This window comes from Pseudomonas sp. GW821-FHT02A08 (genome assembly GCF_059422045.1).
Genome location: NZ_JBWKWD010000006.1, coordinates 80,476 through 100,895 on the forward strand (window position 1 = coordinate 80,476; position 20,420 = coordinate 100,895).

Consider the following 20,420-nt stretch of genomic DNA (forward strand, 5'->3'; position numbering starts at 1 on the left):
GATCTGGTCGGAAATTTCCCTAAGGAGAGTCGGAAAATTCACTTGCTTTCAACCTTGCCCGTCGTGCGTCCCTTTATAAAAGCACGCGCTGGACATTAAGACCTTAGCGGAACCCCAAGCCATGAACAAAAATCTGCGTTTCAGCCATAAAATCCTGCTTGCCGCCGCCCTCATTGTGATTGCCGCCTTCGCCTCATTCACGCTGTACAACGATTATTTGCAGCGCAATGCCATTCGCGAAAACCTGGAAAATTATCTGCAGGAAATGGGCGGAGTTACCGCTAACAATATCCAGACCTGGTTGAACGGGCGCAGCCTGCTGATTGAAAACCTGTCGCAAACCGTCGCGCTCAACCCCGATGCCGACAACGTTTCCAGCCTGCTTGTACAAAAAGCCGTGACCTCGACCTTCATGGGCGCCTACCTCGGCAGCAAGGATGGCTCATTCATCATTCGCCCAGACAGCAAGATGCCCGATGGCTATGACCCGCGTGCACGCCCTTGGTACAAGAGCGCGCAAGGGAGCAGCGGTTCGGCATTGACCGAGCCTTATATTGATCTGGCCTCCGGCCAACTGGTGATATCCATTGTCGACAGCGTTATCAAGGACGGCCAGAACATAGGCGTGGTCGGTGGCGACCTGAGTTTGCAGGTGATCGCCGACAGCCTTGGCACACTGGATTTCGACGGTATGGGTTATGCCTTCCTGGTCAGCTCCGACGGCAAGATCCTGGTACATCCCGACAAAGCGCTGGCGATGAAGATGCTCAAGGATGTCTACCCGCAAGACACGCCGGCCATCAGCAGCGCAATGAGCGAAATCCAGGTCGACGGCAAAACCCGCATCGTGACCTTCACCCCGATCAAAGGCTTGTCGTCGGTCAACTGGTACATCGGTGTATCGGTCGACAAAGAAAAAGCCTACTCGATGCTCAGCAAATTCCGCGCCTCGGCTGTCATTGCGACCGTCATTGCCGTGGCCATCATCATCGCCCTGCTCGGCATGCTGATTCGCATCCTGATCCAGCCGTTGCACGTCATGACCCGCGCCATGGCCGACATCGCCGACGGCGAAGGCGACCTGACCAAGCGCCTGACCATCCAGAACAATGACGAATTCGGCACCCTGGGCACCGCGTTCAACCGGTTCGTCGAGCGCATTCACGGCTCGATCCGCGAAGTGTCCTCGGCAACCGGGCAGGTCAACGAAGTGGCCTTGCGCGTAGTGGCCGCTTCCAACTCGTCGATGTTCAACTCCGACCAGCAAGCCTCGCGCACCAGCAGCGTCGCGGCCGCCATCAACCAACTCGGCGCCGCCGCCCAGGAAATTGCCCGTAACGCCGCTCAGGCTTCGAGCCAGGCCAGCGATGCCCGCAGCCTGGCCGAAGACGGCCAGCAAGTGGTGGACCGCAGCATCGTGGCGATGAATCAACTGTCGAGCATGCTCAGCGCATCGAGTTCCAACATCGAATCGCTGAACAGCAAAACGGTGAACATCGGGCAGATTCTCGAAGTGATCACCAGCATTTCCCAGCAAACCAACTTGCTGGCACTCAACGCCGCCATTGAAGCCGCCCGCGCCGGTGAAGCCGGTCGTGGGTTTGCCGTGGTGGCGGACGAGGTGCGCAACCTGGCACACCGCACGCAGGAATCGGCGCAACAGGTGCAGACCATGATCGAGGAACTGCAAGTCGGTGCCCGGGAATCGGTCAGCACCATGAGCGACAGTCAGCGCCACAGCCAGGACAGCGTGGAAATCGCCAACCTCGCGGGTGAACGCCTGAACAGCGTGACGTTGCGCATCGGTGAAATCGACGGCATGAACCAGTCGGTGGCCACTGCGACCGAAGAACAGACCGCCGTGGTGGAGTCGATCAACGTCGACATCACCGAGATCAACACGCTGAACCAGGAAGGCGTGGAAAACCTGCAATCGACATTGCGCGCCTGCTCGGATCTTGAGCAACAGGCGGCGCGGTTGAAGCAGTTGGTGGGCAGTTTCAGGATCTGAGGTGCTCTTGCGGGCCCCTTCGCGGGCAAGCCCGCTCCCACAGGGATCTTTGTCGCACTGGAGATCTATTGTGGGAGCGGGCTTGCCCGCGAAGGCGGCCTGTCAAACGATACATATCCCCGCTGACACCCCCACCCGCACAACCCCAACCGAACATCTATCCTTCATATAGGTCAACCAAGGGAGTACCGGGACTGGAGGATCGTTCATCGTGCATATCGCTGACATCACCATGTTCTACGCCCCTGCCAGCGGTGGCGTGCGCACTTACCTGGATGCCAAGCACCGTCGTTTGGGGATCAAGCCGGGCATTCGCCACAGTTTGTTGATTCCCGGATCTTCTTTTAGCGAGCAGGATGGCATCTTCACGGTTCCCGCCCCTGCCCTGCCTTTCGGCAAGGGCTATCGCTTCCCTCTGCGCCTCGCACCCTGGCGCAATGTCCTGCAAGACTTGCAGCCCGATCTGATCGAAGTCGGCGACCCCTACCTCACTGCCTGGGCGGCACTGGATGCACGGCGCCAACTCGATGTGCCGGTCATCGGTTTTTATCACTCGGACCTGCCGCTGCTGGTCCGCAACCGCATGGGCAATTGGGTGACCAACAACGTCGAGGCCTATGTCAGCAAGCTCTACGGCAACTTCGACCGGGTCCTGGCGCCCAGCCGGGTCATGGCCGACAAGCTCACCGGGCTTGGGGTCAGGAATGTCTACGTGCAACCGCTCGGTGTCGACCTGCAAACCTTCAATCCCGATGCCAGAGACCCCGGGCTGCGTGCCGAACTGGACCTGGACGAAAACACCCGCCTCTTGATCTTCGCCGGGCGAGGTTCCAAGGAAAAAAACCTGCCGGTGCTACTCGACTGCATGAAACGCCTGGGCCGACGCTATCACCTGTTGCTGGTTGGCTCGTCGATGCCCACGGCCGTGCCGTCCAACGTGACGGTGATCGACGAGTTCTGCCCGGCGGCGCAGGTGGCCCGCCTGATGGCCAGCGCCGACGCCTTGCTTCACGCCGGCGATCAGGAAACCTTCGGCCTGGTTATTTTGGAGGCCATGGCCAGCGGTATTCCGGTGGTAGCCGTGGCGGCCGGGGCCTTCGAGGAAATCGTCACCGAGGACTGCGGCCGGCTCTGTACGCCGAACAATCCCGCCGCGATGGCCACCGCTGTTCGAGAACTGTTTGGCTCGGGCAGCGTAGCGCTGGGCCGACAAGCGCGATTACATGTCGAACGACATTACGCCTGGGACACGGTGGTCAACAGCCTGCTGCGCCATTACCACGCCGTGCTCGGCAGCCAATGGCCGCTGACCGCCAATGGTTGAGCCCATGAACAGGCCCGCTTTACTGCTGGTACTGCACGACGTGGCACCGCCCACCTGGGCCGATTACCAGCCATTCGTCAAAGCCGTCGACGCCTTGGGTGACGTGCCGATCACCTGGCTGGTGGTCCCGGATTTCCACAAACACAACAATCTGGACGCCCATCCGCAATTTTGCCGTCAGCTCGGTGCCAGGGTCGTCCGGGGCGACGAAATGGCATTGCATGGCTATTTCCATTGCGACGACGGGCCGATGACCATCAATCCCCGCGACTGGTTCATGCGTCGGGTCTACACCCACGAAGGCGAGTTTTATCGTTTGTCACAAGAAGCCGCCCTCGCCCGCCTGCGTTCGGGTATCGAGATGTTCCACCGCCATGACTGGCCGCTCGCGGGGTTCGTTGCCCCGGCCTGGCTGATGAGCCAAGGCACTCGCCAGGTATTGCGCCAATTGCCGTTGAGTTACACCAGCGACTCGCAACATTTATACCGACTACCAGATTTCACTGCGATCGAGGCGCCGGGGCTGGTCTGGAGTGCGCGCAGCGCCTGGCGCCGGGGCGTATCGAAGCTCGTCAGCGACCGGCGTGAACAGCTCTGGCAGCACGCCCCGGTGATTCGCCTGGGCCTGCACCCGGTGGACATGCGCCATGAGTTCTCACATCGATACTGGCTACAAACCCTTGAGCGCCTGCTCGACAACGGACGGGTGCCAATGACCAAGGCCCACTGGCTGGCGCTGCAAAACGACCGACTGGGGCGTGCCGCATGAGTCGCGGACTGCTGTTGCCCGGCGGCCTGCTCGCGGCGATTCTGATTTGGCGGGTGGTGACCTATTTACTTCTTTTTACTGGTCGGTGGGCCGGTGTTTTTGCTGATGCCGGGTCGGCCGCTGCTGATGACGTTGATGAGCCTCAGGCAGGCTTAGGTTTGTCCTGGGGCTCTTGCTGCAACTGTTCCCACAATTGCGCGGCGTCAGGAAACTCCGTACCGGTTTCTGGCCCCATGTCATCCGGGTCGTAGCGGCTCAGGCAACCCTCGCCCAGCGTGGCGGGGGCCTTGGAGGTGGCTTTGTCCAGTGGATCGGCCATGGTCATGTCCTTGGTGCAGAAACGGCGAAGGGCCTGAAGCGATTGAACGCCCAGACCATAATGCCGATCAGTTAAGCCACAACGCAATCTGTAGCAGCTGCCGAAGGCTGCGTCCGGCTGCGCAGCAGTCGTAAAATCAGAGTTCGCGGTACCTTAGAGAGATCGTGCAAGCCGGATTTACGACTGCTGCGCAGCCGGACGCAGGCTACGCCAGCTGCTACAAGGAAGGCGTAGCGTCTGGGTTCGCCTGACTGATCGGCATTAGCCCAGGCCCTTCGAGTTTCAACGGTGCCGCCGGTCTGTCAGAAGACGACGGTCTTGTTGCCGTGCACCAGCACGCGGTCTTCCAAGTGATAACGCAAGCCACGGGCCAGCACCATTTTCTCGACATCGCGGCCGAAACGCACCATGTCTTCGATGCTGTCGCTATGGCTGACGCGCACCACGTCCTGCTCGATGATCGGGCCGGCATCCAGCTCTTCGGTCACATAGTGGCAAGTCGCGCCGATCAGCTTCACGCCGCGCAGGGAGGCCTGGTGGTACGGCTTGGCGCCGACGAACGACGGCAGGAAACTGTGGTGAATGTTGATGACCTTGTGCGCATACTCGCTGCACAGCTCCGGCGGCAGGATCTGCATGTAGCGGGCAAGCACCACCACTTCGGCGTCGTGCTGTTTGACCAGGCGCGAAACCTCGGCGAAGGCCGGCTGCTTGTCCTGCGGATTGACCGGGACGTGGTAGTACGGGATACCGTGCCACTCCACCATGCTGCGCAAGTCATCATGGTTGGAAATCACACAGGAAATTTCGCAGTCCAGTTCATCGCTGTGCCAGCGGTGCAGCAAGTCGGCCAGGCAGTGCGACTCGCGGCTGGCCATCAGGACCACGCGTTTCTTTTGCTCGGTGTCGGTGATGCGCCAGTCCATCGAGAACTCTTCGGCGATCGGGGCAAAGGCTTCACGAAACGCTTCGATACCAAATGGCAGGGAGTCGGCACGGATTTCGTGACGCATGAAGAACCAGCCACTGAGATTGTCCGAGTGATGGCTCGCTTCAGTGATCCAGCCGTTGTGTGATGCCAGAAAGTTACTGACTTTGGCAACGATGCCAACACGGTCCGGGCAAGAAATCACCAGACGAAAAGTGCGCATGAGGGGGAAACTCCAGAACTTCGCAAAGGCCGCCATTCTAGCGATTGCGCAGCAAAACTGCAGTATTGTTGACGTTTCGCCCTGCCGGAAGGTCGATGCTGCGGCGCGGACACCAGCAGTGCCGGCTTGCACAGATGCTCTTGCGGTGCCGGTCAATTGTTAATTTATGTATATCCGACAGACCGGGACCACACTAATTACTGCACTACCAATGCGCGCCAAAACCCCGGCAATTAAATTAAATAAACTTGCCTTAAATGTTTACTTGATGAAACACCGTGACTATTATTGCCGCACTGTCACCTGCCATCCAGCGTACAACATAAGGTAGTCACCATGTCCTTGATCAACGAATATCGCGCCACCGAAGAAGCTATCAAAGAGCTGCAAGCCCGTTTGAAGAACCTGTCCCAAGACGACAAACTGCAAACCGAGCTGGAATTCGAAGGCAAACTGCGCACCCTGATGGGTGAATACTCCAAGTCCCTGCGTGACATCATTGCGCTGCTGGATCCAGAATCCAAAACCAAGGCACCACGCGGCGGTGCAGTGAAAACTACCGGCACCAAGCGTGCCCGCAAAGTTAAACAATACAAAAACCCGCACAACGGTGAAGTCATCGAAACCAAAGGTGGCAACCACAAGACTCTGAAAGAGTGGAAAGCCAAGTGGGGCGGTGACGTGGTGGAAGGCTGGGCTACTCTGCTGGGCTAAGCATCAGAGCTTGTCGCAGATGGATCCGTGACAAAAAATAACGCCAGCAAATGCTGGCGTTTTTTTATGCGCGGCGTTTAATCCCAGGCATGTTCGATTTCAAAGACGCAAACGCTGGCGCAGTCCCTGGACATAATCCTGCCACTCACCGAGCACCCCTTGCTGAAACGCAGTAACACTAACGCTCAATTGGGCTGCGGCGTCCACAAAACTATCAAGGGTATTTGGCGCACCCCATTCAGGGTCTGACAAACGTTTCTGACAGAATATTCGCCAGCGTTCTTGCTCTTCGGAATTCAACGTGTCGGGAAAGTTGCGTGCGCGATATCGAAACAGTAATTCCGGCAAACGTTCGTCATCGAAAGGCCACTGCTCTTGTGCCAACTGCATCGGGTCAACGGTCCTGACTTGTTCACACAATCGCCGATCCCGGTCACCGATAAATCCATCGTATAACTGTTGCTCCGGATCCTGACTCTGGGAAAAATCTTCGCGGGCATAAATCGCCAGGATTTTATCCAGCCAAACTTTGCGGGTGTCATTGAGCTGCGAAACCCTCTGCTGATACAACGCCATATCCAGACCCAGACGTTGCTGATCTTCCTGGCGAAGTACCGACAACGGAGCCACCACCGGGCACTTGTTGATGTGAATCAGCTTCAACGGCACCGGCAACTCGCCTTCGGCCAGTTCGTCGCGACGGGTATACAAGCGCTGGCGCAAACTTTCGGCATCGAGGTCAAGCAGGCCCTGGGGATTGAGGTGCAAGTCACAGACAATCAGGGCGTTCTTGTTGCGTGGGTGCCAGGCCAGCGGCAACACCACCCCCACATAGTTGCGCGCGGCCGAAAAACGTCCGGAAACATGTACCAAAGGTTGCATCAGGCGTATCTGGTCCATGACCTTCTGTTTGCTGCGCAGTTGAAACAGCCAGTCGTACAACTTCGGTTGTTTTTCCCGTATCAGGCGCGCCAGGGCGATCGTCGCGCGAACGTCCGACAGTGCTTCGTGGGCATTGCCATGATCGATGCCATTGGCGGCGGTCAGGCGTTCGAGCTTGAGCGTGACCCGCCCCTCGTCATCGGTCGGCCAGACCAGGCCATCGGGGCGCAAGGCATAGGCCGCGCGCACCACATCGATCAGATCCCAGCGGCTGTTGCCGCCCTGCCACTCCCGCGCATAGGGGTCGAAAAAGTTTCGGTACAGGCTGTAGCGGGTCATCTCGTCATCGAAACGCAAGGTGTTATACCCCGCGCCACAAGTACCGGGTGCCGCAAGCTGGGCATGCACCCGGGTCATGAAATCGGCTTCGCTCAAGCCTTGCGCCTGCAGTTGCCCGGGGGTGATCCCCGTGATCGTGCAGGCAGCCGGATGCGGCAGGATGTCATCACTGGGCTGGCAGTAAAGATTGACCGGCTCGTCGATTTCATTGAGATCGAAGTCAGTGCGCAGGCCGGCCATTTGCAACGGACGGTCGCAACGGGGGTTGATGCCAGTGGTTTCGTAGTCGTACCAGAAGATGGAGGTCACGGGCGATTCCTGAACTGAAGATCGGCAAAGTCTAGGCGTTCACCTCCCGCCCCGGCCAGTAGTCTTGTCATTCAAGCACCTTGCGCGACTCACCATGCAATACATAGTTATGTCGTTTCCCCCCGCATAGGCTGCTAGCATCGAATGGATACAGAATTCCGATCCCGGCCACATCACCAGGTTGCCCATGCTCGAGACCACAGCACTGCCAGGGACTGCGCCGCTGTCACCGCCGCTGGATACGCGATATCAGGTCGAAACGCCGGAGGGCGTCGACCTGCCACTGCGGCCGGCCGGGCTGATGGTTCGTGCGCTGGCATTCTCCATCGATCTTGGTTTGCGCGGCCTGGTCCTGGGCGTGCTGTTCATTGTGCTGGCGATGCTCGGTAAACTGGGAGCCGGGCTCGTCTCTATCCTGCTGTTCGTGGTGAGCTGGTGGTACATGGTGCTGTTCGAGGTGCTGAACCACGGCCGCTCGCCGGGCAAGCAATGGATGGGCTTGCGGGTGGTGCACGACGATGGCACCCCGGTCGGCTGGTCCGCGTCGCTGCTGCGCAACCTGCTGCGCGTTGTCGACCTTCTGCCATTCGGTTACTTCCTCGGGGCCATCAGTTGCCTGCAACACCCCCACTTCAAACGCCTCGGCGATATCGCCGCCGGGACCCTGGTGATCTACCGCGAACGACCGCACACCCGCCCCCAGCTCCCCGAAGCCCCGCCTCGCCGCCCAGCCTTTGTCCTGACACTCACCGAGCAACGGGCCATCCTCGGGTTTGCCGAACGCCAGGGTGAACTCTCCGAAGCGCGGGTCATTGAACTGGCTTCGATTCTCGCCCAGCCCTTGCAAGTCCAGCCCCCGCAGGCGGTGACCGAGCTTAACGGCATCGCCCGCGGCTTGTTGGGGCCGACATGAAGCAAAGCCTTTTTGAAAGCCGGCACAAGGCCGAATGGGAGCATTTCTCCCACCTGCTCGAGCAGTTGGAACGGGACGGTAAAGCCACCGACGCCGGCAGTTTCCCGAAAGACTACCGACGCCTCTGCCAACACCTGGCACTGGCACGGGAGCGTGGCTACAGCAGTTTTCTGATCGACTCCTTGCAGCAACAGGTGCTGCGCGGACACCAACAGCTTTACCGTCATCGCAGTCGTTTGGGGGCCAACGTGCTGGCATTCATATTGGCCGACTTTCCGCGGCTGGTGCGCGAACAGTGGCGTTTTGTCCTCGCCGCCAGCCTGATGTTCTTTGGCAGCCTGGCCGGTTTCGCGCTACTGGTGTACCTGTACCCGGAGCTGGTCTACAACCTGATCCCCGCCGAGCAGGTCAGCGAGATGCAAAGCATGTACGACCCCGTTGCCGGTCACCTCGGGCGCACGGCGGAACGGGCTGCCAGTGAGGATTGGGCGATGTTCGGCTACTACATCATGCACAACATCGGCATTGCCTTTCAGACCTTCGCCAGCGGTTTGCTGTTCGGCCTGGGCAGCGTGTTTTTCCTGATTTTCAACGGCCTGATGATCGGTGCGGTGGCCGGGCACCTGACCTACGTCGGCTACGGGCAAACCTTCTGGTCATTCGTGATCGGCCATGGCGCTTTCGAACTCAGCGCCATCGCCCTGGCCGGTGCCGCTGGCCTGAAGCTGGGTTGGGCCTTGGTCGCCCCGGGGCGTCTGCCACGGGCCGAGGCCTTGCGATTGGCTGCGCGCAAGAGCGTGCTGTTGATCTGCGGGGTCATGCTGTTTCTGTTGATCGCTGCGTTTATCGAAGCCTATTGGTCATCGATGACCGGCCCTTCGCACCAGACCAAATACCTGGTCGGCGCGGCGCTCTGGCTGCTGGTAGTGGTTTATCTCGTGTTTTCCGGACGTCACCGCCATGCGCCTGAGTGACGCCACGGTGGTGATTCGCCCACGTTCGACCTGGGAAGCCATGGACCTCGGGGTGCTCCTGAGCCAGCGCCATCGACGTCTGTTGATGACCAGTTGGGCCTTGGTCACCTTGCCGGTTTTCGCGCTGCTCAGCTGGGGGCTCTGGGATTCGCCCTCTCTCGCCGTGTTCATTTTCTGGTGGCTGAAGCCGGCATTCGAACGCCTGCCCCTATACATCCTGTCCCAGGCGATGTTCGGTGAAACGCCCACGCTCAAGCAGGCCCTGCACCAATGGATACGCCTGCTCAAACCGCAATTGCTGGCCAGCCTGACCTGGCGACGCCTGAGTTTGTCCCGCAGCTTCGTGATGCCGGTGGTGCAACTCGAAGGCCTCGACGGGCGGCAACGGCAACAGCGTCTACAGGTGCTGTTGCAGCGAGACGCCGGTGCCGCACGCTGGCTGACGATCATCGGCGCACACCTGGAAGGCGCATTGTGGATCGGCTTGATGGTGTTGTTCTATCTGCTGCTGCCACAACAGGTCGCGCTCGACTGGAGCTGGCAGTCGCTGATCTCGGCGGCCACCCAGGACTGGCGCTGGCTGGAACACCTGACCAACGCCTTTTATGCACTGGTGCTGGTAGTCTGGGAACCGATCTATGTCGCCTGCGGTTTCAGCCTGTACCTGAACAGGCGCACCGTGCTGGAGGCCTGGGATATCGAACTGGTGTTCCGCCGAATGCGCCAGCGTCTGGTCAGTGCAGGCGCGGTCCTGTTGATGGCCGTGATTGTGCTGATGCCTACCACCCACAGCCTGTGGGCCGCCGAATTGCCCATTTCACCCGACAGCCCGCGCCTGCTGGACCAGCCCCTGAACAGCCAGGCCTCCAGGGACAGCATCAAGGCGATCCTCGAACAGCCGCCCTTCAAGAACCGGGAATCGGTCACGCGCTACCGCTTTGGCGAAGAGCAACCGAGTGCTGAAACCGCGGACGATGGCAAGACACCGCAATGGTTGAGGGCCCTGCTGAAACTGTTCGAGGGGCAAGGGTTCGGGGCATTGGCGACCCTGATTGAAATCGTGCTGTGGGGCATCGTCATGGGTGCCGTCGGCCTGTTGATCTGGCGCTATCGCGACTGGTTGCAGGCCTTCGTCAGCCGCCGACCGATCCCCGACAAGAAAGCCACGCGTCCGTTACCGCAGCAGACTTTCGGCATGGACCTCAAGCCCGAATCCCTGCCCGCCGACATCGCCGCCCACGCCGAAAGCCTTTGGCAGACTCATCCACGCGAAGCGCTTGGTTTGCTTTATCGCGCCCTGCTCAGCCGCCTGCTGCACGACTTCAACATCGCGCTCAAGGCCGCCGACACTGAAGGCCAGGTGCTTAGGCGCGTCGAGTTACTGCAGCAGCCGGCCTTGCTGGCCTACAGCCAAAACCTGACCGGGCACTGGCAAAACATGGCCTACGGGCATCGCCTGCCGCCCGCTCAGGTGCAGCAGGAACTGTGTAATGGCTGGCGTGTCCTGTTCGGCCCGGAGGCAGTCCGTTGAGTCGGCGCTGGGGCTCGATAGCCGGGGTATCGATCACCGTGTTGCTGGCTGCGCTGTGCGTTTATCTGTACCTCAAGGCAACTCCCTACCAGACCGAAATCGACCACGGTCCCTCCCCCGAAGCCGATGCCAACCCTTATCTGGCGGCCGAGTTGTTCCTGCGCAAGCAAGGCCTGAACGTCGGCCACGCCAACGGCCTCGATATCCTGCCCAGCCTCGACCCGCATCAACACAGCCTGCTGTTGCTCGGGGAACGCGGCAACATGACCCCACGGCAAATCGACCAGGTGATGAACTGGACCCGGGCCGGCGGGCGACTTCTGTTCGTCGCCGAGTCGCTGTGGGATGACAAACTCGGCCATAGCGATGACCTGCTGCTCGACCGTGTGCAACTGCACCAGTCCCTGAGCAAAGACCTCAAGGACCCACCGCCGGGTATCGGTGACGATCCGTACCCGCTACTGACCAAGCTCTATCTGGAAGACGAGGACGCCCCGGCCTATGCCGGTTTCGATACCGCGTTCCACCTCGAAGACCCGAAAAACCTCGCCCTGGCCTGGGCCAACAGCGCCAGGGCCACCCACATGATGCAACTCAACCACGGGCTTGGCTCGATCATCGTGGTTACCGATGCCGACCTGTGGAAAACCCCGGCCATCGACCGGTACGACAACGCCTGGCTGCTCTGGTACCTGACCGCCGACACCCGCGTGACCCTGATCTTCAACACCGATCACGACAGCCTGCTGACCTTGCTGCTGCGTTATTTCCCCCAGGCGCTGGTTGCGTTGCTTGCCTTGATCGGCCTGGGTTTCTGGCACTTTGGCGTGCGTCAGGGGCCGCTGCTGGAGCCCGCACCGAAAGCACGCCGGCAATTGCAGGAGCACCTGCGCGCCAGTGCCGACTTCCTGTTGCGCCGCAACGGTCAGGCCGGCCTGCTGCAAGCCTTGCAGCAGGACATCCTGCGGCGCGTGCGGCGTCGCCACCCCGGTTTTGAACAGCTCGGCATTGCCGAACAATGGCTGGTGCTCGCGCGCCTGACCGGCCAACCCACTCGCGCCATCAGCCAGGCCATGAGCCCGCGACCGAAACAACGGCTTTCCAGCGTTGAATTCAGCCGTCAGGTCGCCCACCTGCAAATCTTGAGGAACGCCCTATGAGTCAACCGATCGAGCCCGACGCACCGAGCCATGCCGCTCAACAGCGTCAACGTGCCAGCCATCTGGCCCAGGCCGTACGCAAAGAACTGCAAAAAGCCGTGATTGGCCAGGACAGCGTGATCGACGACGTCCTGACGGCACTGATCGCCGGTGGCCACGTGTTGCTCGAAGGCGTGCCAGGCTTGGGCAAGACCCTGTTGGTGCGCGCCCTCGCCCGCTGCTTCGGCGGTGAGTTCGCGCGCATCCAGTTCACCCCGGACCTGATGCCCAGCGACGTCACCGGGCATGCCGTGTATGACTTGCAGACCGAGCAATTCAAACTGCGCAAGGGGCCATTGTTCACCAACCTCCTACTGGCCGACGAAATCAACCGTGCCCCTGCGAAAACCCAGGCCGCGCTGCTCGAAGCCATGCAGGAACGGCAAGTCACCCTCGAAGGACGGCCATTGCCGATTGCGCAACCGTTCATGGTGCTCGCCACGCAAAATCCGATCGAACAGGAAGGCACTTACCCCTTGCCGGAGGCTGAACTGGACCGTTTCATGCTCAAGGTGCGCATGGATTACCCCGATGCCGGGCAAGAGCTGGACATGGTGCGTCAGGTCAGCCGCTCGACCCGGGCCGACATGCTTGATGTCCAGCCGATGCGCACGTTGTTGCAGGCCAGGGATGTACTGGCCCTGCAACGCATCGCCAGCGACCTGGCCCTGGACGATCAGGTGCTCGATTACGCCGTGCGCCTGGCCCGTTCCACCCGCAACTGGCCCGGCCTGATCCTCGGCGCCGGCCCACGCGCCTCCATCGCGCTGGTGCGATGTGCCCGGGCCCGTGCGCTGCTGCGCGGCGGTGAGTTCGTGATTCCGGATGACATCAAAGGCTGCGCCCTGGCCGTGCTACGCCATCGTGTGCGCATCGCTCCAGAGCTGGACATCGAGGGCCTGGATGTCGATCAGGTGCTCCAGCAGATGCTCGACCAAGTGCCGGCGCCGCGCCTGTGAAACCCTCGCGCCTGATGCTCGCCTGGCTGCTGATCCTGCTTGCCTGCACCATTGTGTCGGGCACTTTGCGGGCATTGGAGTTCGCGGTTCCTGCGAATCTCATGGCGATCAACTGGGGGTTGCTCCTGGCGCTGCTGGCCCTGGCACTGCTGGATGCGCTGCGCGTGAAGCGCTTGCCGTCGCCCCGACTGAAACGCCAGATACCCGGCAGCCTGGCGCTGGGGCGATGGAGCGAGGTGCAACTGACGCTGGAACACGACTTTGCGCAACCGCTGAAGATACAAGTCTTCGACCATGTGCCACCGGGCCTGGATTTCGAATACCTGCCCCTGACGGTCGAGCTGCAGCCCGGCCAGCACAGCCTGGCGGGTTATCGCCTGCGCCCGCTCAAGCGCGGCCACTTCAGCTTCGAACGCTGCGAAATCGACCTGCCAAGCCCCTTGGGGCTCTGGTCGGACAGACGCATGCTCGACCTGCCCGACGCCACCCGCGTCTACCCCGACTTCGCCCGCCTCTATGAAGGGCAATTGCTTGCGGTGGACAACTGGCTCAGCCAGCTTGGCGTGCGCCGCAAACAACGACGGGGCCTGGGCCTGGAATTCCATCAATTGCGCGAATTTCGCGAGGGCGACAGCCTCCGACAGATCGACTGGAAAGCCACCGCCCGCCAGCGCACGCCGATTGCCCGGGAGTATCAGGACGAACGCGACCAGCAGATCATCTTCATGCTCGACTGCGGCCGGTACATGCGCAGCCAGGATGATGAACTGTCGCACTTCGATCACGCACTCAACGCCTGCCTGTTGCTCAGCTACGTGGCGCTACGTCAGGGCGACGCGGTGGGCCTGAGTACCTTTGCCAGCGAACAGCCGCGCTACCTCGCGCCGGTAAAAGGCACCAGCCATCTCAACACCCTGCTCAATACCGTCTATGACTTGAACAGCAGCCAACGTAGCGCCGACTATCAAGCCGCGGCCACGCAACTGCTGGCACGGCAAAAACGCCGGGCACTGGTGGTGCTGGTGACCAACCTGCGCGAAGAGGCCGACGATGAACTGCTTTCAGCCGTCCACCGTCTGAGCCGGCAGCATCAGGTGCTGGTCGCGAGCCTGCGCGAAGACGTGCTCGACGCCCTGCGTCAGTCGCCGGTGCAGACTTTGCCCGAAGCGCTGGCCTATTGCGGGACCGTGGACTACCTCAATGCTCGCGCCGAACTCCACGAGCGCTTGAACGCTCATGGCGTGTTGGTGATGGACGCGCGGCCCGGCGAGTTGGGGGCAGAGCTGGTGACCCGGTACCTGGGCTGGAAAAGAACCGGACTCTGAGCCTTGGCAATCACTCACAGCCGCGTTCCCATTGATCTCAGGCCGAAGCCGGCAACGGCAGAAAACTGAAATACTGCTTCAACGCTTCCACCAGTTGCCCATATTCCGGTGGCGCCCGTTGCAGGCTGAACCCTGCGTCGTAATGTTGGGGGGTCGCATCTTCGTGGCACCACAGACAACAGGCCTGCAGGTCGATGATCCGCTGGCCACCTTCGCTGGCGGGTATTTTCAGGCGCAGGTTGAAGTCCGCGCCGATCATCATTGGCAACAGGCTGATCAACATCAGCCCGTCTTCAGAGACATTGCCCAGGTAGCCAATGGGTTTGCCGGTGATGCCGTTGAACACTTTGAGGAAGTACGGCAGTTGATGCCGCTCGATTCGGCGGTCGGTGAACATGTGCAAATTCGCTATGCAAGGCTCTTAAGCAGAGCCGCACTACTGCTTCGGAACGGGTATGCATAAGTCTTGCCCGCTCTCCCCGCTTCCGGTGCGCCAGTCCCGACAGCGCTGAGTCCTGCTTGTGCCGGTCGCAGGTGTTGCCCCGGTTCAGAGGCAAGGCTCTAAAACCGGTTCCCTGGACTATAGCTCACCACCTCCGGTGAGCCAGCGATCAGAGGATTACGGCCGTCAGAACTGCGCCGGTTTTGCCGCTGCAGCACTGCGCGTCGGGTAGTGGCCCAGGCTCTGCAGGGTTTCAATGCGGGCACGGGCGCGGTAGGCATATTCGCTCTGGGGATAGGACGCCATGATGAACTGATAGGTTTGAACCGCATCGATGTACATCTTCTGCCGCTCAAGGCACAGGCCGCGCATCATCGACACTTCCGGCCACACGTAAGGCCGCGCGCGGCTGTCACGTTCGACCTTGGACAGTTCGAGCATCACTTGCTCGCAATTGCCCCGGTCGTAGGCGCTGTAGGCATTGTTCAAGTGATGGTTCATCGACCAACGGGTGCAACCCGTGACACTGAGGGCGCCGATGGCAATGGCGGCAATGAGAACGAAACGCATGGGGAAATCTCCTGTCTTGAACGCTGTATCGACCCATGGTCGGAAATCTTCAGGCTGCCGGGACGCAAAGTTGCAGGGTTCAATAAAGAAAGAAATAAGTAGTGCAAACGAACAATGACTACAACTTCGGAGCATAGTAGCCTCACTCAGCGCTTGAACTCAGGAGTCTTTGCATGTCCGTCCGTCGTACCAAAATCGTCGCCACCCTTGGCCCGGCCAGTAACTCGCCGGAAGTTCTCGAACAGCTGATTCTGGCTGGTCTGGACGTCGCCCGACTGAACTTCTCCCACGGCACCCCCGACGAGCACAAGGCTCGTGCGAAGCTGGTCCGTGACCTCGCCGCCAAGCACGGCCGCTTCGTCGCCCTGCTGGGTGACCTGCAAGGCCCGAAAATCCGTATCGCGAAATTCGCCAACAAGAAGATCGAGCTGAAGATCGGTGATCAATTCACCTTCTCCACCAGCCATCCTCTGACCGAAGGCAACCAGCAAGTGGTCGGCATCGACTACCCGGACCTGGTCAAGGACTGCGGCGTGGGCGACGAGTTGCTGCTCGACGACGGTCGCGTGGTGATGCGCGTCGATACTGCCACGGCCACCGAACTGAACTGCACCGTGACCATCGGCGGCCCGCTGTCCGATCACAAAGGCATCAACCGTCGCGGCGGCGGCCTGACCGCTCCGGCCCTGACTGAAAAAGACAAGGCCGACATCAAGCTCGCCGCGGAAATGGAAGTCGACTACCTCGCGGTCTCCTTCCCCCGTGACGCCGCCGACATGGAATACGCCCGTCAACTGCGCGACGAAGCCGGCGGCACTGCCTGGCTGGTGGCGAAGATCGAACGCGCCGAAGCCGTGGCCGACGACGAAACCCTCGACGGTCTGATCAAGGCGTCCGACGCGGTGATGGTTGCCCGTGGTGACCTGGGTGTGGAAATCGGCGACGCCGAGCTGGTGGGCATCCAGAAGAAAATCATTCTGCACGCACGCCGCCACAACAAGGCGGTGATCGTCGCGACCCAGATGATGGAGTCGATGATCCAGAACCCGATGCCGACCCGCGCCGAAGTGTCCGACGTGGCAAACGCCGTGCTCGACTACACCGACGCCGTGATGCTCTCGGCCGAAAGTGCTGCCGGTTTGTACCCGCTGGAAGCCGTTCAGGCCATGGCGCGTATCTGCGTCGGCGCCGAAAAGCACCCGACCAGCAAGACCTCCAGCCACCGCATCGGCAAAGAGTTCGAGCGCTGCGACGAGAGCATTGCCCTGGCGACCATGTACACCGCCAACCACTTCCCGGGCGTCAAGGCGATCATCGCCCTGACCGAAAGTGGCTATACCCCGCTGATCATGTCGCGCATCCGCTCCTCGGTGCCAATCTACGCGTTCACCCCACACCGCGAAGCCCAGGCTCGCGCGGCAATGTTCCGTGGCGTGTACACCATCCCGTTCGACCCGGCATCCCTGGCGCCGAACGAAGTCAGCCAGAAAGCGATCGACGAGCTGGTCAAGCGCGGCGTAGTACAGAAAGGCGACTGGGTCATCCTGACCAAGGGCGACAGCTACCACACCACCGGCGGCACCAACGGCATGAAGATCCTGCACGTTGGCGACCCGATGGTCTGAGTGACCGGTTGCTGATAAACAAAAGCCCCGCCATGTGAATGGCGGGGCTTTTTGCTTTCTGATCCATTTTTTGTTTTGCCTGATCCGACCCCTTCGCGGGCAAGCCCGCTCCCACAGGTTCCGGAGGCGGTCTTGTGATATGTAAACAACAAAAAACCCTGTGGGAGCGGGCTTGCCCGCGAAGAGGCCGGCCCAGACACCGAAAACTCAATGCCGCTTGATAAACCCGGTCAACGCCGCCAAGGCTTCCGGCGAGCGCAACCGCTGGGTGAACAACGCCCCCTCCTCCTCAATCACCTTGCGCAACAGTTCCCGATCCGGCGCTTTCATCAGTTGCTTGCTGATCCGCACCGCTTCCGGCGGTAGCGACTCAAAGCGCAAGGCCATCTCCCGCCCCTTGGCCAGGGCCTCTTCGCCACTGCCCAAGGCTTCATTGGCAATGCCCCACGCAGCCGCCTGTTCACCGCTGAAACCTTCACCCAGCAGTAACAACTCCGCCGCCTTGGCCTGCCCTAGCAAGCGCGGCAGGATCAGGCTGGAGCCGAACTCCGGGCATAGACCAAGGTTGACGAACGGCATGCGCAGGCGGGCGTCGCGGCTGACGTAGACCAGGTCGCAATGCAGCAACATGGTCGTACCAATGCCCACCGCCGCTCCGGCCACGGCGGCGATCACCGGTTTGCGGCATTCGAGCAGGTTGAGCATGAACTGGAACACCGGGCTGTCGAGGCCGCTCGGCGGTTGCTGGATGAAATCGGCGATGTCGTTGCCGGCGGTGAAGCATTCGGCAGAACCGGTGATCAGCACGGCGTTGATCCCGGGGTCGCTGTCGGCCTGTTTCAGCGCCTCGGCCAAGTGACTGTACATGGCGCGGGTCAGGGCGTTTTTCTTGTCCGGGCGATTCAGGCGCAGGGTCAACAGGCCGCGTTCGCGTTCAACTTCGATGGCATCGGTCATGGCAGGTCTCGCGTCTGAAAAGTCAGCGCTCAACCACGGGGCAGGAACACATCGGCCAGCAGTTGATTGCGCGGCAATCCCGCCAGGTACAGGCGCCGGGCAAAGGCGTCGACACTGTCGGGGGCTCCGCAGAGTAAGGCCAGGGTTTGCCGGGAAACAAGCCGCAGTTGCGCCAAAGCCGCAGGCAACTCGGCCGGGGTCCAGAGTTCGACACTCAGGTTCGGACGGCTGGCGGCCATGGCTTGCAGGGGCTTGGCCAGGTAGTGCTCATCGGCATCATGGGCCAGGTGGATGACGCGGATGGTGCCCTGGTGATCCTGGCGCAGTGCTTCGCGCAATACACCAAACAACGGCCCCAACCCGGTACCGGCCGCCATCAACCACAACGGTCGGGCGTGCCAGTCAGGGTCGTAATGCAAGGCACCGCCGCGCAATTCACCGAGACGAATCGGATCGCCGATGCGCATTTGCCGGGCGGCATCGCTGAATTCCCCGGGCTTGCGGCAATCGAGATGAAACTCCAGAAAACGGTCTTCCTGCGGCAGGCTGGCGAGAGAATACGGCCGCGCCACACTGCCCGCCCACAACACCAGATGCTGACCGGCGCTGTAGCGCAACGGCCGCTGGGGGATTACCCGCAAGCGCAGCACCGTGGTGCTCAGCCAATCGATCGCCGCGACTTCGGCCGGATGGCCATCGGTTTGCGGGTCAAAGGCATGCACCTGCAAGTCCTCGACCACCTGGCACTGGCACGCCAGCCGCCAGCCTTGTTCGCGCTGCTGTGCACTCAGGGCATCGGGGCGGCTGTCGCTCGGCAGGCCCTGTACACACTGCACCAGGCAAGCATGGCAACTACCGGCGCGGCAACTGTAAGGCACTGGCACGCCGTTCTGGTTCAGCGCGTCGAGCAGATTGCTGCCCGCCGCTACCGACCAGTGGCGCTCGCCGACCCGCAGCTCAGGCATCGACGTTCTCCCACGCTGCCGCGCACCGGTTGCGGCCGTCACGCTTGGCGCGATAGAGCGCCTGATCGGCCCGTTGCAGGGCGTCATCGAGATCGTCGCCCAACTCCAGCAGCGTCATGCCGGCGGACAGGCTGAGGCTACGTACATTCAGGCCAATCAGCTCGACATCGGTGAACGCGATGCGCAGCCGTTCGCAGCACGAAGTCAGACTGTCGGCATCGCAATCGGGCAGCAGTACCACGAACTCTTCACCGCCGTAACGGGCCAGAACATCGCCGTCGCGCAGGCACGCGCTGGCAACGCCGGCAAAGGCTTGCAGCACCTGATCGCCGGCGGCATGGCCGTGCAGGTCGTTGATGCGTTTGAAATGGTCGAGGTCGATCAGCGCCAGGCCATGCACGGCACCGGCGTCCATGGCGTTCAATTCGCGCGAAGCCAGGCGCAGGAAATGCCGTCGATTGAACAGGCCCGTGAGCTCGTCGGTGGCCACCAGGTCTTCGAGCTGGCGCATCATCCCGCGTAACGTGTCCTGGTGCGCCTGCAAGGCAAAACGTCGCTGGCGCATACGCTGTCGCGAAGCCTGCACATAGCGGGCATACAGCACTAGCCACACCAGCACGATGAACAGCACACAGACCTGCAACAACGCCATGGCCGGGTCGGGCAGCTGGAAGTGGTAGCCCTCCCACAGCGTGATCGCACTGAAACTGAAAAACACCAGCAGCGCGCATCGTACTAAAGACCGGCGTGACAGATGGAACAGGCCGAACAGCAGGATCAGCACGTAAAACACCAGAAACGCGCCCCGGGCTTCGTCCAGATGGGCGATCAGCCAGGTTTGCCAGCCCAGCCCCAGCAAGACTTGCACCTCGGTCAGACTGGTGTCGGCGAAGCGCAGGTTGCAGCCGCTGTAGAACACCGAGAACAGGATGGCCTGGCTGATCACCACCAGTGCGCTGCCGATGGCGACACTGGAAAGCGATGCATCATAGTGGCCGGTAAAAAACGCCAGCCACAGCAACAGCAATGCCAGGGCATAAGTGCCGGCCGCGAGGGCGAAACGTTTGAGCAACAGGCGCTGGATGGCGTTATGGGTCAATCGTTGACTCACCAGATGAAAGGAGACTGACAGAGCGTCCTAC

At 61.1% G+C, this 20,420-nt stretch carries 19 protein-coding genes and 2 pseudogenes; 13 read left to right on the forward strand and 8 right to left on the reverse strand.

Annotated elements, in window-relative coordinates; translation table 11 throughout:
* Nucleotides 1–121: 121 nt before the first annotated feature.
* The 5 genes and pseudogenes from AC07W4_RS06535 to AC07W4_RS06555 all read left to right on the forward strand — a co-directional run.
* Nucleotides 122–1,153, forward strand: a pseudogene (locus tag AC07W4_RS06535) (HAMP domain-containing protein); the annotation flags it as partial.
* Between the two features lie 93 nt (nucleotides 1,154–1,246).
* Entirely contained in the window at nucleotides 1,247–2,011 is a 765-nt protein-coding gene (locus AC07W4_RS06540; protein WP_412072454.1) for a methyl-accepting chemotaxis protein, read from the forward strand.
* Between the two features lie 211 nt (nucleotides 2,012–2,222).
* Nucleotides 2,223–3,335, forward strand: a complete 1,113-nt coding sequence (gene gpgS / locus AC07W4_RS06545) for an N-acetylglucosaminyl phosphatidylglycerol synthase (protein ID WP_495031889.1) — start codon at nucleotides 2,223–2,225, stop codon at nucleotides 3,333–3,335.
* A complete protein-coding gene (gene gpgD / locus AC07W4_RS06550) occupies nucleotides 3,328–4,104 on the forward strand; it encodes an N-acetylglucosaminyl phosphatidylglycerol deacetylase (protein WP_495031890.1) in 777 nt (258 codons plus the stop codon). Before gpgS ends, gpgD begins: the two co-directional genes overlap by 8 nt.
* A 32-nt stretch (nucleotides 4,105–4,136) precedes the next feature.
* Nucleotides 4,137–4,260: pseudogene (locus AC07W4_RS06555) on the forward strand (TIGR00374 family protein); the annotation flags it as partial.
* On the opposite strand, the gene AC07W4_RS06560 reads toward AC07W4_RS06555, so the two are convergent.
* Together AC07W4_RS06560 and purU are read right to left on the reverse strand one after the other, a co-directional pair.
* A complete protein-coding gene (locus tag AC07W4_RS06560; RefSeq protein WP_495031891.1) occupies nucleotides 4,247–4,423 on the reverse strand; it encodes a hypothetical protein in 177 nt (58 codons plus the stop codon). The pseudogene AC07W4_RS06555 and the gene AC07W4_RS06560 sit on opposite strands and share 14 nt — an antisense overlap.
* Before the next feature lie 302 nt (nucleotides 4,424–4,725).
* Nucleotides 4,726–5,574, reverse strand: a complete 849-nt coding sequence (purU, locus tag AC07W4_RS06565; RefSeq protein WP_007993692.1) for a formyltetrahydrofolate deformylase — start codon at nucleotides 5,572–5,574, stop codon at nucleotides 4,726–4,728.
* A gap of 336 nt (nucleotides 5,575–5,910) precedes the next feature.
* Between purU and mvaT the strand changes: the two genes are divergently transcribed.
* On the forward strand, nucleotides 5,911–6,288 hold the full coding sequence (mvaT, locus tag AC07W4_RS06570) for a histone-like nucleoid-structuring protein MvaT (RefSeq protein ID WP_007933316.1): 378 nt from the start codon (nucleotides 5,911–5,913) through the stop codon (nucleotides 6,286–6,288).
* A 99-nt stretch (nucleotides 6,289–6,387) separates the two neighbouring features.
* On the opposite strand, the gene sbcB is transcribed toward mvaT, so the two are convergent.
* Entirely contained in the window at nucleotides 6,388–7,818 is a 1,431-nt protein-coding gene (gene sbcB, locus AC07W4_RS06575; protein WP_495031892.1) for an exodeoxyribonuclease I, read from the reverse strand.
* A 187-nt stretch (nucleotides 7,819–8,005) separates the two neighbouring features.
* On the opposite strand from sbcB, the gene AC07W4_RS06580 reads away from it, so the two are divergent.
* The 6 genes from AC07W4_RS06580 to AC07W4_RS06605 are packed head-to-tail and all read left to right on the forward strand — an operon-like array spanning nucleotide 8,006 to nucleotide 14,719.
* Nucleotides 8,006–8,731 carry an RDD family protein gene (locus AC07W4_RS06580; protein WP_495031893.1) on the forward strand — a complete coding sequence of 242 codons (726 nt, stop codon included), beginning with the start codon at nucleotides 8,006–8,008 and terminating at the stop codon, nucleotides 8,729–8,731.
* Complete coding sequence (locus AC07W4_RS06585; RefSeq protein ID WP_495031894.1) at nucleotides 8,728–9,705, forward strand: stage II sporulation protein M; 978 nt, start codon at nucleotides 8,728–8,730, stop codon at nucleotides 9,703–9,705. The genes AC07W4_RS06580 and AC07W4_RS06585 overlap by 4 nt, the downstream gene beginning before the upstream one ends.
* The gene (locus tag AC07W4_RS06590) at nucleotides 9,692–11,236 is read left to right on the forward strand and encodes a DUF4129 domain-containing protein (RefSeq protein WP_495031895.1); all 1,545 of its coding nucleotides are present in this window, start codon (nucleotides 9,692–9,694) and stop codon (nucleotides 11,234–11,236) included. Before AC07W4_RS06585 ends, AC07W4_RS06590 begins: the two co-directional genes overlap by 14 nt.
* Nucleotides 11,233–12,396: a DUF4350 domain-containing protein gene (locus tag AC07W4_RS06595; protein WP_495031896.1), complete on the forward strand. Its 1,164-nt coding sequence runs from the start codon at nucleotides 11,233–11,235 to the stop codon at nucleotides 12,394–12,396. Before AC07W4_RS06590 ends, AC07W4_RS06595 begins: the two co-directional genes overlap by 4 nt.
* Nucleotides 12,393–13,394: an AAA family ATPase gene (locus AC07W4_RS06600; RefSeq protein ID WP_008052490.1), complete on the forward strand. Its 1,002-nt coding sequence runs from the start codon at nucleotides 12,393–12,395 to the stop codon at nucleotides 13,392–13,394. Before AC07W4_RS06595 ends, AC07W4_RS06600 begins: the two co-directional genes overlap by 4 nt.
* Complete coding sequence (locus AC07W4_RS06605; protein ID WP_495031897.1) at nucleotides 13,391–14,719, forward strand: DUF58 domain-containing protein; 1,329 nt, start codon at nucleotides 13,391–13,393, stop codon at nucleotides 14,717–14,719. The genes AC07W4_RS06600 and AC07W4_RS06605 overlap by 4 nt, the downstream gene beginning before the upstream one ends.
* Nucleotides 14,720–14,756: 37 nt before the next feature.
* On the opposite strand, the gene AC07W4_RS06610 is transcribed toward AC07W4_RS06605, so the two are convergent.
* A complete protein-coding gene (locus AC07W4_RS06610) occupies nucleotides 14,757–15,116 on the reverse strand; it encodes a PilZ domain-containing protein (RefSeq protein WP_095942803.1) in 360 nt (119 codons plus the stop codon).
* A gap of 231 nt (nucleotides 15,117–15,347) precedes the next feature.
* Complete coding sequence (locus tag AC07W4_RS06615; RefSeq protein WP_495031898.1) at nucleotides 15,348–15,731, reverse strand: tetratricopeptide repeat protein; 384 nt, start codon at nucleotides 15,729–15,731, stop codon at nucleotides 15,348–15,350.
* Nucleotides 15,732–15,904: 173 nt separating this feature from the next.
* Between AC07W4_RS06615 and pyk the strand changes: the two genes are divergently transcribed.
* Nucleotides 15,905–17,356, forward strand: a complete 1,452-nt coding sequence (gene pyk, locus AC07W4_RS06620; protein WP_008052494.1) for a pyruvate kinase — start codon at nucleotides 15,905–15,907, stop codon at nucleotides 17,354–17,356.
* A 207-nt stretch (nucleotides 17,357–17,563) separates the two neighbouring features.
* Here the strand turns inward: pyk and AC07W4_RS06625 are convergent, their stop codons facing one another.
* From AC07W4_RS06625 to AC07W4_RS06635, 3 genes are read right to left on the reverse strand one after another with little or no spacing between them, the layout of a single operon-like run.
* The gene (locus tag AC07W4_RS06625) at nucleotides 17,564–18,313 is read right to left on the reverse strand and encodes an enoyl-CoA hydratase-related protein (protein ID WP_495031899.1); all 750 of its coding nucleotides are present in this window, start codon (nucleotides 18,311–18,313) and stop codon (nucleotides 17,564–17,566) included.
* Nucleotides 18,314–18,342: 29 nt separating this feature from the next.
* Nucleotides 18,343–19,278, reverse strand: coding sequence for an iron-sulfur-binding ferredoxin reductase (locus AC07W4_RS06630; RefSeq protein ID WP_495031900.1), 936 nt, complete (start codon nucleotides 19,276–19,278; stop codon nucleotides 18,343–18,345).
* Nucleotides 19,271–20,377 carry a GGDEF domain-containing protein gene (locus tag AC07W4_RS06635; protein ID WP_495031901.1) on the reverse strand — a complete coding sequence of 369 codons (1,107 nt, stop codon included), beginning with the start codon at nucleotides 20,375–20,377 and terminating at the stop codon, nucleotides 19,271–19,273. The genes AC07W4_RS06630 and AC07W4_RS06635 overlap by 8 nt, the downstream gene beginning before the upstream one ends.
* Nucleotides 20,378–20,420: the final 43 nt, after the last annotated feature.

Excerpts from the sequence above, each read along its gene's own strand:
- AC07W4_RS06540 (WP_412072454.1), top strand. The coding sequence starts at position 1,247 with ATGTTCAACTCCGACCAGCAAGCCTCGCGCACCAGCAGCGTCGCGGCC.
- gpgD (WP_495031890.1), top strand. The coding sequence starts at position 3,328 with ATGGTTGAGCCCATGAACAGGCCCGCTTTACTGCTGGTACTGCACGAC.
- AC07W4_RS06560 (WP_495031891.1), bottom strand. The coding sequence starts at position 4,423 with ATGGCCGATCCACTGGACAAAGCCACCTCCAAGGCCCCCGCCACGCTG.
- purU (WP_007993692.1), bottom strand. The coding sequence starts at position 5,574 with ATGCGCACTTTTCGTCTGGTGATTTCTTGCCCGGACCGTGTTGGCATC.
- mvaT (WP_007933316.1), top strand. The coding sequence starts at position 5,911 with ATGTCCTTGATCAACGAATATCGCGCCACCGAAGAAGCTATCAAAGAG.
- AC07W4_RS06580 (WP_495031893.1), top strand. The coding sequence starts at position 8,006 with ATGCTCGAGACCACAGCACTGCCAGGGACTGCGCCGCTGTCACCGCCG.
- AC07W4_RS06585 (WP_495031894.1), top strand. The coding sequence starts at position 8,728 with ATGAAGCAAAGCCTTTTTGAAAGCCGGCACAAGGCCGAATGGGAGCAT.
- AC07W4_RS06590 (WP_495031895.1), top strand. The coding sequence starts at position 9,692 with ATGCGCCTGAGTGACGCCACGGTGGTGATTCGCCCACGTTCGACCTGG.
- AC07W4_RS06600 (WP_008052490.1), top strand. The coding sequence starts at position 12,393 with ATGAGTCAACCGATCGAGCCCGACGCACCGAGCCATGCCGCTCAACAG.
- AC07W4_RS06610 (WP_095942803.1), bottom strand. The coding sequence starts at position 15,116 with ATGTTCACCGACCGCCGAATCGAGCGGCATCAACTGCCGTACTTCCTC.
- AC07W4_RS06615 (WP_495031898.1), bottom strand. The coding sequence starts at position 15,731 with ATGCGTTTCGTTCTCATTGCCGCCATTGCCATCGGCGCCCTCAGTGTC.
- pyk (WP_008052494.1), top strand. The coding sequence starts at position 15,905 with ATGTCCGTCCGTCGTACCAAAATCGTCGCCACCCTTGGCCCGGCCAGT.
- AC07W4_RS06625 (WP_495031899.1), bottom strand. The coding sequence starts at position 18,313 with ATGACCGATGCCATCGAAGTTGAACGCGAACGCGGCCTGTTGACCCTG.
- AC07W4_RS06630 (WP_495031900.1), bottom strand. The coding sequence starts at position 19,278 with ATGCCTGAGCTGCGGGTCGGCGAGCGCCACTGGTCGGTAGCGGCGGGC.